This is a genomic window from Bacillus sp. GW821-FHT11D08 (assembly GCF_058808515.1).
In genome coordinates this window covers 178,736-193,917 of sequence record NZ_JBXARS010000002.1, presented here as the reverse complement: position 1 = coordinate 193,917, position 15,182 = coordinate 178,736, and the positions used below count along the sequence as shown (strand labels likewise).

The window sequence follows — 15,182 nt, the reverse complement described above, 5'->3', positions numbered from 1 at the left end:
TTTTTCTAAACTTTAATTGTGTTCCGTCTTTTCTGATTATTTTATGTAAAGAAGCTGTAACAATAGAGTGAACAAGTTCATTATAATGAAATGAATAATTTATTGCAATACTATTTTCTCAATTTAAAATATTTAAATTTGGTCAGTTTTTCTGTCAAAAAGGTGATACACTTCTATAGTTTAAAGCATGACCTAACTAAATTTTTTTATTGTAATTTCCAGTTCATATTGCTTTTTACATATAATATTCGTTATACGAAATGTTGATATGCGTTATCATTTAAGCATTTTCAGTTCTTTTTGAGGATTTCCAGCCCTTAAGCAAACTGGAAATAAGCTTGTATTCCTCTGATGACATTTGGCTATAATTGATTTATAATAGATCAATCAAATACATTTGTTGTGATTGCGATGATGAAGAGTAGTACACATTTTCATCCGTTTGAAGAGAGTCTGCGGTGCTGGGAGCAGGTAACGGGCGATGTGGAATGGACTTCTGAGCAGCTGACCGAACGTTAGTAGGCCCAGCCGGAGCAGCCTCCGTTACCAACGTCTCGAGCGATTCCATTGTAATGGAATAATCAGGGTGGCACCACGGTTCATTCGTCCCTTTTTTCTACGGGAAGAATGGGCTTTTTTTATTATGTTTTAAGAAATGAGGTAAGAACTATGAAGAAAACGATTTTTTCTGGCATTCAGCCGAGCGGTTCCGTTACCCTCGGCAACTACATCGGCGCAATGAAGCAATTTGTTGATTTGCAGCATGACTACAACGGCTACTTCTGTATTGTCGATCAGCATGCGATTACGGTTCCGCAGGATCGGCTTGAGCTGCGGAAGAACATCCGCAATCTCGCGGCTCTTTACCTGGCCGTCGGACTTGATCCCGAGAAAGCGACCCTCTTTATCCAGTCGGAGGTTCCCGCTCATGCCCAGGCGGGGTGGATGCTCCAATGCGTCGCATATATCGGCGAGCTTGAGCGGATGACGCAATTTAAGGATAAGTCAAAGGGCAAAGAAGCCGTCGTGTCCGGACTGTTAACCTATCCGCCGCTGATGGCCGGCGATATTTTACTGTACGGAACGGACCTTGTTCCGGTCGGGGAAGACCAAAAACAGCATCTTGAACTGACCCGCAACCTGGCGGAACGCTTTAATAAAAAATACAATGACATCTTCACGATTCCTGAGGTGAAAATTCCTGAATCAGGCGCGCGCATCATGTCACTGGCTGATCCGCTCAAAAAAATGAGCAAATCAGATCCGAACCAAAAGGCATTCATCACGCTGCTTGATGAACCGAAGCAGCTCGAGAAGAAAATCAAGAGCGCCGTGACTGATTCTGAAGGCATTGTAAAGTATGATAAAGAAAACAAACCGGGCGTTTCTAATCTTTTGACGATCTATTCTATTTTAGGAAACACATCAATTGAAGAATTAGAAGCTAAATATGAAGGCAAAGGGTACGGTGAATTCAAAAGCGATTTAGCCGAAGTCGTTATCGGCGCATTGACACCGATCCAAGAGCGCTACCGTGAATTAATTGAGAGCGACGAACTTGACCGCATTCTCGACGAAGGAGCGGCGCGCGCAAACAAAACGGCCGGCAAAATGGTGAAGAAAATGGAAAACGCCATGGGTCTCGGACGGAAAAGAAGATAAAGAAAAGAGGCGGGAGAATCTCCGCCTCTTTTTTAGTTCACTTTTGATTCCTGCTCCATTTCCCAAAGCTTTTCGAAAAACGGCTGCCCTTTAATCAAATTTTCACAGAACGCAAGATGTTTATCTGACCAGCCTTCAATTGTTTCATTGTAAAGCATGTCCCAAATCTCTTCAAAGCTCATCCGTTTGATCTGCTCATACATATGCGGATTCCATTCCGTGTACCAATACACAATTTCCGCACGGTTTTTCAGCCCTTTCAGCTGGTCGAGCGCCATAAACATCAGCTGCTTGATCTGCCGCTCTTTTCTCGTCAGCCCTCTGACGTGCTCCGGCGCCAATGACAAAATGTGATATTCCTTTGAAGACTCCAATTGCGACGGCTCAAATTGAAACGATTCCGGTTCTACATCCTTTACCATTTCATAAACAAGCTGCTCCTGTCTCGGAATCAGGCGGCTCTTTCTGACCGGAATCGTATACCCGATCGTATCCACGGCAATGATGCCGATCCCGTCTGTCACGACAAAACAATACTCCAGCTTTGTCCGCTCATGATTTTTTCGAACGTATGACTTTTGGTGGACTTGGTCAAGCAGCTCTTTCGGAAGCTCTGATAAGTCGTTTTCTATGTAATGAAATAATACCGACGGCACTCTGAGCAGCGGCGTCTGATCCAAAAGCTCAACCGTGTCTTCCTTCCGCCATTCGTGAAAATGGCATACATTGTAGCCGTTTTCTTCCCCTTCAAACCAATTGACCCATACATCATGAAGAAATAACATATTCGACCCCTCACTTTATAAAAACTGTTGTCCACAGTATAGGCAAGGGATAGATAAATTATTCCATTTCGATATGAGATTTCCGCAATACGGAGCTGGATTTCCGACTGCATCGCAACAAAAAAATCTCCCGTTCCGTCCGGGAGATCATTTCACATTTTTCGGATCAAGCGCATCACGCAGCCCGTCTCCGACAAAGTTAAAGCACAATACGGTAAGAAGAATCAACAACCCTGGGAATAACGGGTACCACCAAGCCTGAATCATAAGCGTAAAGTTCTGTGCATCCTGAAGCATATTGCCCCAGCTTGCGATCGGCGGCTGAATCCCGAAACCGAGATAACTTAATGTAGATTCCGCCAAAATAACCGTTCCTACCTTTAATGTGGCTGAAACAATAATCGGTCCGAGCGCATTCGGCAATATATGAGAAAAGATGATGTGATGATTTTTTGTACCGATCGTCTTTGCAGCTAATACAAACTCTCTGGAACGAAGCGATAAAAACTCCCCTCGGACAAGACGTGCCGTTGTTGTCCAGCCTGTAAGGGAGAAAATTAAAATTAATTTATCCATTCCGGGCTGGAAAATCGTAACAAGTGTAATAAGCAAAAATATATCAGGTATGGATAATACGATATCAACGGTTCTCATGAGAACGGCATCGACAATCCCTTTAAAATATCCGGCAACGGCTCCGACAACTGTCCCGATTGTAATCGCGCCGATCACAGAAGCGAATCCGACAAGCAAGGAGACGCGCGCCCCGTACAGAACCCTCGTAAAGATGTCTCTTCCGAATTTATCAGTTCCCATTAGATGTTTTAAGCTCGGCGGCTTCAAACGATTGATAAGAGATTGACTCTCCGGAGAGTAAGGAGCGATTACCGAAGCGAATAAGGCTGACAAGATGATGATGGTTAATATAACGGCTCCGATTACAGCTAGTTTATTTTGAAAGAACTTTTCGAAAAAAATCTTCGTCATTGTTTCCGGTTTGGATTGAATATTTTCCTTTAATTTTACTTCGCTGGGGGGTGTGCCGGTATTTGGCTGTAACATTTGACCTCTCACCTCTCTTTGTTAATATTCAATGCGGGGATCAACCAGCGCATATAAGATGTCCGCAATTAAATTCCCCACCACAACCAAAACAGCTGAAATGACCGTCATGGCCATGATAACCGGATAATCCCGCGAAAAGGCTGAATCAATAAACAATTTGCCGAGACCCGGCCAAGTAAAAATCTGTTCTACCACTACCGCTCCCCCGATAAATGACGGTATCATCAGACCAAAAATAGTGATGACAGGAAGAAGTCCGTTTCTCAAACCGTGTTTAAAAATCACTTTATTATCTCGGAATCCTTTCGCACGCGCCGTTCGTATATAATCCTGTTTTAACACATCAAGCATACTGGATCTTGTGTATCTCGTTATCCCTGCCATGTCTGCCGTGGCGAGCACAAAAGCAGGCAGAATCAAGTGATGCAATCGGTCAAATATGTTAAAGTCAGCATTCAAAGTGCTTACTCCGCCAGTGGGAAACCACCCCAGATTTACAGATAAAACCATGATTAAAATCAAACCGAACCAAAAATTCGGAATGGCAAGCCCTAAAAATGAAGTAACAGTTATCCCGTAATCCAATTTTGAATAAGGACGCTTCGCTGACAGAACACCAAATGGAATAGAAATAAGAAGAGCGACAAGGGTTGAGAAAAGCATAAGCACAATCGTATTCGGTAAGCGGGATAAGATAAGTTCAGAAACTGGAGTGCCTTTCTTGACGATAGAAGTCCCGAAATCCCCTTGCAGCATATTCCCCAGCCATTTCACATATTGAACAGGTTCCGGATCATTCAGCCCGTATTTTTCAATGAATTTTGCCCTGTCCGCTTGACTGATTGTAGGGTCCATCATAAGTGACATCGGGTCTCCCGGCGCTGCTTTCATGATGGCAAACGACAAAATTGTAATGCCTAAGAGAATCGGCAAGGACATTAATGTTCGCCGTAAAATATATGTAACCATGTTCTTGTCCCCTTTTTAAATAGGATAAGAGAGGAAAGGAACCTCCTTCCCTCTCCAGGGCTTTTGCTATTTTTGATCCAGCCACCATTTTTCAATATTGTACAAGTCATTTTTAGGGTGGAATACATAGCCTTGTAAATTATTCGGCATCGCTCTGTGGTAATTGTAATAGAATAAGAAGCTGTACGGCTGATCTTCAGCAATCAATTTGTATATCTCTTCATACTTCTTTTGGTATTCTTTTCTGTCTGTAATTGTCTTCGCTTCTTCAAGCAGCTTGTCGACTTTCGGGTTTTTATACCAGATATTATTCAGCCCGTTTTTCGATTGGCTTGAATGGAAGATAGAGAACTGATCCGGGAACGTTGCAAGACTCCATCCGAGAAGAAGAGCGTCATAATCCCAATTAGGGGCACTTGTCTGTTCGATTAACGCACTGAATTCAACAATTCGCGGTTTAGCCTCGATTCCCACTTCTTTTAATTGCTGCTGAACGACAACAGCTAAATCTTCACGAATTTTATTGCCTTGATTCGTTTTAATTTCAAATGAGAATTTTTTTCCGTCTTTATCAAGGTAGCCGTCACCGTCATGGTCTTCCCATCCGGCTTCTTTTAGCAGCTGCTTTGCTTTTTTCGGATTATAATCAAATGTCGGCACTTTAGACTTCGGATAATTCCATGACAGCGGACTCTCAGGAACATCCGCTACCTTACCGTCTCCGTTCAGCACTTGATCCACCATTGCCTGCCTGTCAAGAGCGTAAGTCAATGCCTGACGCACTTTTTTGTCCTTAAAGATCTCTTTTTTCTCATTCCAGCCGATATAGCTGTAGTTTAAGCCAAGGTCAGATTTGACCTTCACATTTCCAAACGTTTTAACCGTATCAAAATCTGTGCCCGGCACAACGAAGAAATCAATATCTCCCGCTTTTAACTGAGCCACGGCAGCGTTAGAATCAGGTATTGTTTTTACTGTCACTGTATCAAGGTAAGGTCTGCCGCCAAAGTAATCATCATTTGCTTCCAGTTTGACATACTCGCCCTTTTTCCACTCAACAAACTTAAACGGACCGGAGCCGATTGGATTTTTACGGTTAAATTCATTCTCTCCCAGATCAGCAACCGGGACCTTACCCAATATATGTTTAGGCAAAATGCCGTAACTGTCGAGAACGACATTATAGAAATAGGCATCTTTTTTCTTCATTTTAAACTGAATTTCATATTTTCCTTTTTTCGTTACGGATTTAAGGGACTCAAAACCCGAGCCACGCTCACCGTTGTAATCTTTGTTAAGAGGGATGCTGTAGGTGAAAACAACATCATCGGCCGTCAGCTCTTTTCCATCATGGAATTTAACGCCTTTTTTCAGTTTTACATCATACGTTAATCCCCCGTCAGCTTCTGTTACTTTTTCAGCCAGCGACGGCTTGACGTTTAATTTCTCATCAGTTTCCAATAATGTGCTGTAAAGCATTCCTTCAATATCAGAACTTGCAACATCGGTAGAATAAAGTGGATTAAAAAGTGTGGGTTCCCCGGTTGACCCGACAACCAAATCTCCGCCTTTTTGCGGTTTTCCTGCCGGTTTGGATTCGGTGCTTGTGGATTTTGAGCCGGAGCAGGCTGACAGGAAGATGGCGAGCGCCATAAAAACACTTAGCATCATCAGTGCGCTTTTACGTAATTTCATATCAATTCCCCCTTTGTGATATATATGCAGCAAACTGGTTATGTAATCCGGCATACCCCCTCTCGATGCTTGTCATTTCAGGCATATAAATGGCAGGCAACGTAATGGCCAGGAGCGGCTTCTTCAAATGCCGGGATTTGTTCCTTGCAGATCGGTTTGGCCATCGGGCACCGCGTGTGGAACACGCAGCCTTTCGGCGGGTTTGCCGGGCTTGGCAGTTCTCCTTTCAGGATGATTCGGTCCCGCTTGACGGCGTCTTTTTTTCTCGTGACGGGCACTGAAGACAAAAGCGCTTGCGTATAAGGGTGAAGCGGATTGCCGTACAGCTCGTGTTTATCGGTCAGCTCCATCATTTTTCCCAGATACATGACGCCGACTCTGTCGCTGATATGGCGGACAACACTCAAATCATGAGAAATAAACAAATAGGTCAGGTTGAATTCATCCTGCAGTTCTTCCATCAGATTGATGACTTGGGCCTGAATGGAGACATCGAGTGCGGAAACGGGTTCATCCGCAATAATCAGCTCGGGATTCAACGTCAGAGCCCGCGCAATCCCGATCCGCTGGCGCTGTCCCCCGGAAAATTCGTGCGGATAGCGGTTTGCAAAGCTCGGATGAAGGCCGACTTTCGCCAGCAGCTCCTCCACTCGCTCGTTCCGCTCGCTCATGCTGTACATATGGTGAGTCTGGAACGGTTCTTTAATAATGGAACGCAGCGTTTTCCTCGGGTTAAGGGATGCGAAGGGGTCTTGGAAGACCATCTGGATGTTTTTGCGGACGCTTTTTCTCAGCTTTTCTTCAGATAAGCCGGAGATATCCTGACCCTTAAATAGAATCCGGCCGTCTGTCGGCTTGTATAAACGGATCATCGTCCTTCCCGCCGTGGATTTGCCGCATCCTGATTCACCGACGATGCCGAGCGTCTCCCCGCGCTTCAGTGAAAAAGAAACACCGTCAACAGCCTTTATATCACCGACTTTCCTTTGAAAAAAACCGGAGCGGATCGGGAAATATTTTTTTACGTCTTTCAGCTCTAAAATCGTTTCTTGGCCTGCAGCTGTCATTTTGATTGGGCACCCTCTTCCTCATATAAAAAACATCTTACAGAACGGCCGCTTTCATGCGTTATCAGCTCCGGCTGCCCTGTTTTGCATTTGTCCATCGCTTTTGAACACCTCGGGGCAAATCGGCAGCCTTCCGGAAGATTATCCGGTGTCGGGACACTGCCTTTGATCGCTTTTAATGTATCAATCTCTCCATCTATCACCGGTATGGAGTTTAACAGCCCTTCGGTATACGGATGAAGAGGGTTTAAAAATAAGTCCTCCACACTCGCGCTCTCTACGACTTGTCCGCAGTACATCACGATCACCCTGTCGGCGGCTTCGGAAACCACACCTAAATCGTGAGTGATCAGCAGAATGGAAGTATCGAATTTTTTGCAGAGGTCTTTCATCAGCTCCAATACTTGGGCTTGTATCGTCACATCAAGCGCCGTCGTCGGCTCATCAGCGATCAGAAGCTTCGGATTGCAGCTGAGCGCAATGGCGATCATCACCCTCTGTCTCATCCCTCCGGAAAGACGGTGCGGATATTCTTTCATTACTTGTTCCGCTCTGGAGAATCCGACGAGTTCCAGAAGCTCAACGGCTTTTTTGGACGCTTCTCTTTTATTCATTTTTTTATGGTATTCAAGCACTTCGGTAATTTGTTCGCCGATGGTCAGCACCGGATTCAGGGAAGTCATGGGCTCCTGAAAGATCATAGAGACGTCATTTCCGCGGATTTTGCAATATTCGTTTTCGGTGAAGGAGGCCAGGTCCCTGCCTTCAAGCTTAATCGAGCCGTCCATAATTTTTCCGCCCGAGCCTTGGACAAGTCCCATAATAGAAAGCGAGGTGATGCTTTTGCCCGAGCCGGATTCTCCTACAAGAGCGACGGTTTCGCCTTTGTTAATGTGAAAATCAACCCCGTCGACTGCGGGGATCGGCTGTTTCTTTCTGAAAAAATAGGTCTTTAAATTATTCACTTCTAATAGTGTGCTCATGATACGCCCCTTTCTCATTCCGCTGAAGCAGAGGGAAACATACGTTTCGCTATCACAAAATATAGAATAGTCGAAAAATTTTATAGTTGTATATTATTACATCATTATTACAAAAGCAAGAATTTTTTAGGATAAATGTAATATCCTTAAATAATTTCCATTCTTTTAATCTATTAAAGCGTTGCCTCCAGAAAGGTTTTTGAAGGGATGGCCAATGCTTCTTTTACTGTTTTTTGATGGCCGGTTAAATATTTTTTTACTATATTGAATCCGACGGCATAGCCGAGCATTGAGGGGAAGTACCCTTTTCCGTATAACAGCTGGGAAAACATTCTGCTGTCTCTCGTTAAGCGGAGGTTCGGCTTGACTCTTTTTTCAAACAGAAAATCAAGCTGCTCGGGCGTATAGTAGGACGTCCATTCCGCCGTAAGACTTGAGCCGAACCGCTCATATACAGCATATTCTGCCAGCCCCTCCATCATGATTGTATCAAGAAATGTCTCGTCTTTTTCGTCCTTTGTCACATGTTCTAACCGGCAGACGTGATTATATTCATGTGTCATAAGGGCGGATACAGCTGAATTGGAACTATCCGACGATAGAAAGAGGAACATTTTGTCCCGAAAGGCCAGACCGGATTTTGATCCGAATTCCTGACGGATTTTCCGGTTTCGTTCATCGACGGGCAAAACTACGATCGGCACGTCCGGCCCGTTCCACTTCTCCTTTAAATAGGCTTCCTCCTTTTGAATATGGCTGTAGCATCCTTTTTCTTTCAGCCGTTTACTGGTCCTAACGCCGTCCTTCAAATGGCGGAACATGCCGTGGTTTTGCAGCATCCCGAGTATCGGCTTCCACTCTTTCTTATCGGCCCCTGAAAAAAGCGGCAAAAGATGCGGAGCCAGATCATTTACGGATGCCGCCTTTTCCATCCATTGATATGTCTGCTTGACGCTCATACGGTTCGCCTCCTCTTGTTGTTATCATATGCACACACAAAAAAACCGGCCACCTTTTTCAGGCAGCCGGTCAAAAACTGTATTATTGATATTTTTTAAAGATCAAAGTGGCATTATGTCCGCCGAAGCCGAGCGAGTTGCTGAGAACGATGTTGACATCCTGCTCGCGCGCTTTGTCCGGTACATAATCTAAATCACACTCTTCATCAGGTGTTTCGATGTTAATCGTCGGCGGGATAATGCCGTCTTTAATGGCCATGACGGAGAAGATTGCTTCAATTCCTCCGGCAGCGCCTAACAAATGACCCGTCATTGATTTTGTCGAACTGACGGCAAGCTTGTACGCATGATCACCGAAAACGGTCTTAATGGCTTTTGTCTCGTATTTATCATTGTAGTACGTGCTTGTGCCGTGAGCGTTGATGTAATCAATTTCTTCAGGCTTGATGCCCGCATCTTTGATTGCTTCCTGCATCGCTCTTGCACCGCCTTCCCCGTCTTGGGCAGGTGCGGTAATGTGGTAGGCATCACCCGTTGAGCCGTAGCCGACAATTTCCCCGTAGATTTTCGCACCGCGGGCAAGGGCATGCTCAAGCTCTTCAAGCACGATGATCCCCGCGCCTTCTCCCATGACAAAGCCGTCACGGTTTTTATCAAACGGGCGGCTTGCCGTTTTCGGATCAGGATTTGTAGAAAGGGCTTTATTTGCGCTGAAGCCCGCAAATGACATTCTTGTCAGCGGTGCTTCCGTTCCGCCCGTAATCATCGCATCGGCATCGCCGCGCTGAATGACTTTAAACGCGTCACCGATAGAGTTCGTTCCCGTCGCACATGCCGTCACCGTACAGGAGTTGACTCCTTTTGCTCCGAGAGCGATTGAGATTTGGCCTGTCGCCATATCCGGAATCATCATCGGAACAAAGAACGGGCTGACCCTTCTCGGCCCTTTAGTCAGGAAGATTTCGAATTGGGATTCAAGCGTTTCAAGACCGCCGATTCCGGACCCGACCCAAACGCCGACTCTCGGCGCGATCTCGTCTGTGATATTCAGACCGGCATCTTGAACGGCCATTTTCGCGGCTACGACAGCATATTGCGTGAAGCGGTCCATTTTTCGCGCTTCTTTTTTATCCATGTGATTTTCAATATTGAAATCTTTCAGTTCAGCAGCTACTTTCGCCGGATACTCGTCCGATTCCACACGTGTGATCGGTCCGATTCCGGATACGCCGCCGATTGCATTTTTCCAGCTTGTTTCGGCGTCGTTTCCAAGCGGAGACAGGGCTCCAAGCCCTGTAACGACTACTCTTTTTTTACTCATCTTGTGTGCACCTCACCTTTTTTTATCGTCCCCAGCGTATTGCTATGGCGCCCCATGTCAATCCTCCGCCGAAACCGACCATGACGATGACGTCGCCGTCTTTAATTTTGCCTGCTTCCAGTTCCTCTACTAATGAAATCGGAATGGATGCTGCGGATGTGTTTCCATATTTATGGACTGTTTTAGACATCTTTTCAACCGGAAGCTCCAAACGTTCCCGTGCCGCTTCCATGATGCGGATGTTTGCCTGATGCGGAATCAAAAAGTCTACGTCCTCTTTGGAGAGGCCGGCTTTTTCAATGACATTTACACTCGATTCACCCATTTGCCGGACGGCGAATTTGAATACTTCTCTTCCATGCATGATTGTATGCCCTTTTTCATCTAAGTACAAGTGCTGACCGCCTGTACCGTCTGCTCCGAGCTCAAATGACAGTATGCCTCTGTCGTCGCTGACCGGTCCGATGACCGCCGCTCCGGCTCCGTCTCCGAACAGCACAGCCGTATTGCGGTCGTCCCAGTCGGTAATGCTTGAGAGCTTTTCCACGCCGACCACGAGGACATGTTTGTATGTTTGCGATTCAATGAATTGTTTGGCGGTTACGATACCGTACATAAAACCCGCACATGCGGCGCTGATATCCATCGCGCACGCTTTTTTGGCCCCGAGCTTCTCTTGTATCATACAGGAAACGGTGGGGAAAGACTGGTCAGGAGTAACCGTCGCCACTAGGATCATATCAAGCTCCTCAGCGGAAATGCCGGCCTGATCAAGCGCTTTTTGCGCAGCCTCAGCGGCCATGCCGGATGAATACATATCTTCCGCGGCGATTCTTCTTTCTTCTATACCTGTTCTCGTACGAATCCACTCGTCCGATGTATCTACCATTTGTTCAAGATCATGATTTGTCAGCACTTTTTCCGGGATGTAACGGCCGACGCCAAGAATTCCAGCTTTCATTGGAAAAGACTCCTTTTTTATAATGAATTTAAAACTAATTAGTTATGATCAATTATTAGTATCAGGTACTAATTCTACCCTATTTTTTTTCTGTTGGCAATATATTCGTCTAAACTATCGGACGCTGCTCCTCATAGAATAAAAGGAAGACGAAAGGAGGCTTCACTATGGATATTTTCTCCAAAATGATGTTCGGCGATTCCAGAGACCGGGATAAAGAACCGGAAGAAAACCCGGAGCAGCCTCAGGCTGAAAACGAAGAAGAGATCGATTACAACCACGTGATGAATCAGCTGGGGTCCATCATGAACTCTCTGGATCAATTAAAGCCCGTATTTAAAGACTTCGCGCCGATGGTGTCCGCTATAAAGAAAAAAATCATGTGAAAAGCCACTTCATGAAAAGTGGCTCTCTTTATTTATTCAGCTCCCCGGCATCAGATCTGCCAAGCTCATACGCTTCTGCCATGACCGATGTAAACAGGTCCATAAACGGCTGAATCATTTCCATAGACAGATCTATGCCGGATTTCTCAAGCTCCGCCTTTGCTTCCGGCAGGTATTTCATCGCGATCTGCATAAATTCAAGAGACTTTTCATGCTGCATGTGTATCCACCTCTATTCATTTGACGGCAGTTCATTTGTTCGGTTATACGTTTTTACAAGGTCTGAGATTTTGTCTTGAAATGCTTTGTCCACCAGAGGGCTGAACGTCCCCATTTCAACGACTCCTTCCCTGAAATCAAAGTTGTGATCTCCGCTCTTGAGCGTACCTTTATTATATTGCTCGGCAATTAATGTATAGGCTTTATCTACGTTTTGCACCGTGCTTGTCAGCACCGTGTTTTTGCCGAGATTCGATTGTTCGGCGACATAGCCGATGGCGTAAAGCCCGTCTTTTTTGATTTGCTGAATGACAGGAACATTATACCCGTCTCCGGCCGGATATACAACATCCGTGCCTTCCGCTTTTAACTTCTCGTAAAGATGCAGCGCTTCATTGCCGTTATCCCAGTGGTCCGTAAATTCAGTATTGACGGTGATATCGGGTTTTTCATATTTCGCCCCTTTGATAAAGCCGTCTACTTCAGGCTGCCACAAAAAGGAGGCGATGACGCCGACCTCATTGGTTTTTGACATATGGGCGGCTGTCATTCCCCCGAAAAAACCCATTGCTTCTCCCATAAGATGAACGCTTGTGACATTATCGCTTTTCGCCGTTCCGTTTGCGACGACGAATTCCATGTCGGGATAATCCTTGCTGATCATATTGAAGATTTCCTCGTATTCATTTCCGTGCCCGTATAAAAGATTGACTCCTTTTTTATGAAAATCATCTATCGCTTTTAAAATATCTTCATCGGATCTGATATTTTCTTTATAATAAACGTCAACGTTAAATTCAGATTGTATCGCTAATAAACCTTTGTAACCTTTTGTGCCCCATACCAAGTCACTGATGGTATCGGGAAAAAGCATTCCGACCTTCTCAATTTTTCCTTTAAACGGAGTTTGTGCGCATCCGCTCAATAAAAGGAGGACAGAAAAGATCATGACAAGCCTGGTGATCAAGCCATGTTCAACCCCTTTTCAAACTCATAACATGTATAATTGATATACGTTTATTGTAGCGGTAATGCACATAACATGGAAGGTATTTCTTAAAAAATGTCGAATATTGATGAAAATTGTCTTTTCCATTCTTTAATTTTTTCTTCCGCTTCCGTTTTTTGCGTTTTTTCTTTTATTTCCAGGGTAATAATCTGATTTTCGTCTTCTGTGCCGTCAGCTTCAAGCTGATTCATCAGCCCGCAGACCGCGTCTTCTAAAAAGATCCTGCTTTCGCCATCTTCTTTTGCTTCTGTCCACGGACCGTAAAGGGGAGGAAGGATAATCGCTTTTGCCGTATCCCGCTGACCGTTTTTTTCCCAGTCTCCGTGATCCTCACTGTAAACAATCCAATATAAAGGCTCAGCCCTTTCTTCAGGCAGACACCCGCTCCCGTATTGAACGCAGATACGATCGTATTCCTTTTCACCGATTTCATCTATTATTTGAAAAAGCCCGTTTCTCGCGAGCCACATTAAACGTTCTTCTAAATACAGCTGCCTCGTTTTGTCCTCCGGTTCTGCCAAAATGACATCAACATGCACACCCTCATCCATCAACCGTTCGCACAATGAAAGGCCGAGAAATTCATCTGCTCCAATGATCAGCGCTGTCTTCATCACATCTGCCGCCTTTCCGGTTTTTCATTCGCACACAAGCCAAACAGCCCTCTGAAAAGAGATGGCTGTTGTATTCTATTCATTACAGGTCTTTTTCATGACTGCGGAAAAACCGGCAGATGGCTCTGTACATACGCGCAGGGTTCTCAAGCAGGTGATACGTGATATCAGTCTTGCTTCCGGTCTTTTCCCGGGCTTCTTTATACGCATTCGCATGCAGGGTGTACGGGTACGGCGCTCCGGTCGTTCTTTGCCATATATGTACCGGCACGCGGGTGCGGCAGCCGGTAATGGTCTGATAGCTCAGTGAGCTTGCCTCTTTTTCAGAAACACCGAAGCTCTGTGCCGTTTCCCTCAGAAACTGCTTATAAAAAAACTTATTTTCTTTCTCTGATTCAAAATGGGCTTGAAGGTCAAGACAAGGATCTAACATTGCGGCTGAACGGATATGCTCCGCTGAAGACTGCAGCAATTGATCGGCGATAAGGGCGCCCATGCCTTCTGCGAGCAAGTGTATTTTCGGATTGAGGATTTCTTGTTTCAGCACATAATGAATCAGCTGTCTGGCGTAAAGGACGGCTTTTTCCGAACCCCAATGCCGTCCGTATAAATTGCTGTTAAAAATGGTGTATCCTCTGTCAAGCATCGTATTTAACAGCTGGTTTCTCCCTTCATGTTCGAGCCAAAAGCTTGAGTCCCGGCTGACAAAGTGGGTTCTGTCCCCCAGAATAAAGATACAGAAGCCATTCGGCCGATACGGCAGATGGATGACGTTCAGCTCAGATCCGAATTGGAAAAATCTTTCCGTAATCCCCATGCCTGCCCGCCTCCTTTTACTCCTAATCTCTCTATTGGCTATCATATGTAAGAAGAATGAAAACGGATCGGATAAACTCCTATTTGCTGCTATGTTTTGGCTATTATCCCGAGCACAGGAACCGAATTTTCCATCAGACGGCCGGACAGGCGGGCAAATGTCAGTTTCAGGCGCGCTTTTTGATGAGAAAATGACCTTCCGCCCGCGCTTTATGTATGGTATGATACAACGTAGAATAAAATGAAGGACGAGGTGGAAACGTGCGGTTTATTATCGGTTTTATTTGGACGTTCCTTTTAACACATATGGCCTGTTATTTGGTCGCCTCCATGAACAGCGCGGCGTACAATTTCAAGCAATCATCCGTTATTGCCGTGGTTATTGCGGTGCTAGTCTTTGTTCTTGCGGAGATCATGCCTGTCAAACAGGATGCAAGCCAGCATTAAATAAAAAAACCTGCTATTCAGCAGGTTTTTTTGTGTTCACGGTTTTCGTTGATACGTCCACAATCTGTTGTGGTTTGAAGTTTCAGGGAACATTTCCCCCACCGTAAGCTTGATTTTTTGCGGGTTTTTGACCATGCTTCCCGTTTCGCCGATTTCAACGTACACACCGTTATTCGGCGCTTTTTGTCCCGGGCGGAATTGATGCTGCTGTCCCACGTCATTTC

Annotated in this window: 17 protein-coding genes and 1 other annotated feature; of the genes, 3 read left to right on the top strand and 14 right to left on the bottom strand. The window is 45.3% G+C overall.

Going from position 1 to position 15,182, the window contains the following annotated elements; all coding sequences use genetic code 11:
• Nucleotides 1-402: 402 nt before the first annotated feature.
• Nucleotides 403-614: a binding site (T-box leader), on the top strand.
• Nucleotides 615-669: 55 nt separating this feature from the next.
• Nucleotides 670-1,662 (top strand): tryptophan--tRNA ligase, encoded by a 993-nt coding sequence (gene trpS, locus AC1RRX_RS04550; RefSeq protein WP_014304785.1) that lies wholly within the window; start codon nt 670-672, stop codon nt 1,660-1,662.
• A 32-nt stretch (nt 1,663-1,694) separates the two neighbouring features.
• Here the strand turns inward: trpS and AC1RRX_RS04545 are convergent, their stop codons facing one another.
• From AC1RRX_RS04545 to AC1RRX_RS04505, 9 genes are all read right to left on the bottom strand, one after another.
• Nucleotides 1,695-2,447, bottom strand: a complete 753-nt coding sequence (locus AC1RRX_RS04545; RefSeq protein WP_014304784.1) for a YjbA family protein — start codon at nt 2,445-2,447, stop codon at nt 1,695-1,697.
• Nucleotides 2,448-2,594: 147 nt separating this feature from the next.
• Nucleotides 2,595-3,509, bottom strand: coding sequence for an oligopeptide ABC transporter permease (gene opp4C / locus AC1RRX_RS04540; RefSeq protein ID WP_007409117.1), 915 nt, complete (start codon nt 3,507-3,509; stop codon nt 2,595-2,597).
• A gap of 21 nt (nt 3,510-3,530) precedes the next feature.
• A complete protein-coding gene (locus AC1RRX_RS04535) occupies nt 3,531-4,481 on the bottom strand; it encodes an ABC transporter permease (protein WP_003155051.1) in 951 nt (316 codons plus the stop codon).
• Between the two features lie 66 nt (nt 4,482-4,547).
• Nucleotides 4,548-6,176, bottom strand: a complete 1,629-nt coding sequence (locus tag AC1RRX_RS04530) for a peptide-binding protein (RefSeq protein WP_015417208.1) — start codon at nt 6,174-6,176, stop codon at nt 4,548-4,550.
• Nucleotides 6,177-6,253: 77 nt separating this feature from the next.
• Entirely contained in the window at nt 6,254-7,243 is a 990-nt protein-coding gene (locus AC1RRX_RS04525) for an ABC transporter ATP-binding protein (protein WP_060675046.1), read from the bottom strand.
• Nucleotides 7,240-8,226 carry an ABC transporter ATP-binding protein gene (locus AC1RRX_RS04520; RefSeq protein WP_025284553.1) on the bottom strand — a complete coding sequence of 329 codons (987 nt, stop codon included), beginning with the start codon at nt 8,224-8,226 and terminating at the stop codon, nt 7,240-7,242. The genes AC1RRX_RS04525 and AC1RRX_RS04520 overlap by 4 nt, the downstream gene beginning before the upstream one ends.
• A 173-nt stretch (nt 8,227-8,399) precedes the next feature.
• Nucleotides 8,400-9,185 carry a DUF2268 domain-containing putative Zn-dependent protease gene (locus tag AC1RRX_RS04515; RefSeq protein WP_061046904.1) on the bottom strand — a complete coding sequence of 262 codons (786 nt, stop codon included), beginning with the start codon at nt 9,183-9,185 and terminating at the stop codon, nt 8,400-8,402.
• Nucleotides 9,186-9,267: 82 nt separating this feature from the next.
• On the bottom strand, nt 9,268-10,506 hold the full coding sequence (gene fabF / locus AC1RRX_RS04510) for a beta-ketoacyl-ACP synthase II (protein ID WP_015417206.1): 1,239 nt from the start codon (nt 10,504-10,506) through the stop codon (nt 9,268-9,270).
• A gap of 22 nt (nt 10,507-10,528) precedes the next feature.
• Entirely contained in the window at nt 10,529-11,467 is a 939-nt protein-coding gene (locus AC1RRX_RS04505; RefSeq protein WP_007409122.1) for a beta-ketoacyl-ACP synthase III, read from the bottom strand.
• A gap of 167 nt (nt 11,468-11,634) precedes the next feature.
• On the opposite strand from AC1RRX_RS04505, the gene AC1RRX_RS04500 reads away from it, so the two are divergent.
• Entirely contained in the window at nt 11,635-11,853 is a 219-nt protein-coding gene (locus AC1RRX_RS04500) for a hypothetical protein (RefSeq protein ID WP_007409123.1), read from the top strand.
• A gap of 28 nt (nt 11,854-11,881) precedes the next feature.
• On the opposite strand, the gene AC1RRX_RS04495 is transcribed toward AC1RRX_RS04500, so the two are convergent.
• The 4 genes from AC1RRX_RS04495 to AC1RRX_RS04480 form a co-directional block, all read right to left on the bottom strand.
• The gene (locus AC1RRX_RS04495) at nt 11,882-12,073 is read right to left on the bottom strand and encodes a ComZ family protein (RefSeq protein ID WP_003155061.1); all 192 of its coding nucleotides are present in this window, start codon (nt 12,071-12,073) and stop codon (nt 11,882-11,884) included.
• A gap of 12 nt (nt 12,074-12,085) precedes the next feature.
• A complete protein-coding gene (locus AC1RRX_RS04490; protein WP_007409125.1) occupies nt 12,086-13,039 on the bottom strand; it encodes a BMP family ABC transporter substrate-binding protein in 954 nt (317 codons plus the stop codon).
• An 89-nt stretch (nt 13,040-13,128) separates the two neighbouring features.
• Nucleotides 13,129-13,695 carry a Rossmann-fold NAD(P)-binding domain-containing protein gene (locus AC1RRX_RS04485; protein WP_017417444.1) on the bottom strand — a complete coding sequence of 189 codons (567 nt, stop codon included), beginning with the start codon at nt 13,693-13,695 and terminating at the stop codon, nt 13,129-13,131.
• An 82-nt stretch (nt 13,696-13,777) separates the two neighbouring features.
• Complete coding sequence (locus AC1RRX_RS04480; protein ID WP_007409127.1) at nt 13,778-14,512, bottom strand: hypothetical protein; 735 nt, start codon at nt 14,510-14,512, stop codon at nt 13,778-13,780.
• 260 nt (nt 14,513-14,772) lie between these two features.
• On the opposite strand from AC1RRX_RS04480, the gene AC1RRX_RS04475 reads away from it, so the two are divergent.
• Nucleotides 14,773-14,958, top strand: coding sequence for a YjzD family protein (locus AC1RRX_RS04475; RefSeq protein ID WP_007409129.1), 186 nt, complete (start codon nt 14,773-14,775; stop codon nt 14,956-14,958).
• A gap of 36 nt (nt 14,959-14,994) precedes the next feature.
• Here AC1RRX_RS04475 and AC1RRX_RS04470 read toward each other — a convergent pair whose 3' ends face one another.
• Nucleotides 14,995-15,174 carry a YjzC family protein gene (locus tag AC1RRX_RS04470; RefSeq protein ID WP_003155070.1) on the bottom strand — a complete coding sequence of 60 codons (180 nt, stop codon included), beginning with the start codon at nt 15,172-15,174 and terminating at the stop codon, nt 14,995-14,997.
• Nucleotides 15,175-15,182: the final 8 nt, after the last annotated feature.

Excerpts from the sequence above, each read along its gene's own strand:
- AC1RRX_RS04525 (WP_060675046.1), bottom strand. The coding sequence starts at position 7,243 with ATGACAGCTGCAGGCCAAGAAACGATTTTAGAGCTGAAAGACGTAAAA.
- AC1RRX_RS04535 (WP_003155051.1), bottom strand. The coding sequence starts at position 4,481 with ATGGTTACATATATTTTACGGCGAACATTAATGTCCTTGCCGATTCTC.
- AC1RRX_RS04545 (WP_014304784.1), bottom strand. The coding sequence starts at position 2,447 with ATGTTATTTCTTCATGATGTATGGGTCAATTGGTTTGAAGGGGAAGAA.
- AC1RRX_RS04480 (WP_007409127.1), bottom strand. The coding sequence starts at position 14,512 with ATGGGGATTACGGAAAGATTTTTCCAATTCGGATCTGAGCTGAACGTC.
- AC1RRX_RS04505 (WP_007409122.1), bottom strand. The coding sequence starts at position 11,467 with ATGAAAGCTGGAATTCTTGGCGTCGGCCGTTACATCCCGGAAAAAGTG.
- opp4C (WP_007409117.1), bottom strand. The coding sequence starts at position 3,509 with ATGTTACAGCCAAATACCGGCACACCCCCCAGCGAAGTAAAATTAAAG.
- AC1RRX_RS04530 (WP_015417208.1), bottom strand. The coding sequence starts at position 6,176 with ATGAAATTACGTAAAAGCGCACTGATGATGCTAAGTGTTTTTATGGCG.
- fabF (WP_015417206.1), bottom strand. The coding sequence starts at position 10,506 with ATGAGTAAAAAAAGAGTAGTCGTTACAGGGCTTGGAGCCCTGTCTCCG.
- AC1RRX_RS04515 (WP_061046904.1), bottom strand. The coding sequence starts at position 9,185 with ATGAGCGTCAAGCAGACATATCAATGGATGGAAAAGGCGGCATCCGTA.
- AC1RRX_RS04520 (WP_025284553.1), bottom strand. The coding sequence starts at position 8,226 with ATGAGCACACTATTAGAAGTGAATAATTTAAAGACCTATTTTTTCAGA.
- AC1RRX_RS04485 (WP_017417444.1), bottom strand. The coding sequence starts at position 13,695 with ATGAAGACAGCGCTGATCATTGGAGCAGATGAATTTCTCGGCCTTTCA.
- trpS (WP_014304785.1), top strand. The coding sequence starts at position 670 with ATGAAGAAAACGATTTTTTCTGGCATTCAGCCGAGCGGTTCCGTTACC.
- AC1RRX_RS04495 (WP_003155061.1), bottom strand. The coding sequence starts at position 12,073 with ATGCAGCATGAAAAGTCTCTTGAATTTATGCAGATCGCGATGAAATAC.
- AC1RRX_RS04500 (WP_007409123.1), top strand. The coding sequence starts at position 11,635 with ATGGATATTTTCTCCAAAATGATGTTCGGCGATTCCAGAGACCGGGAT.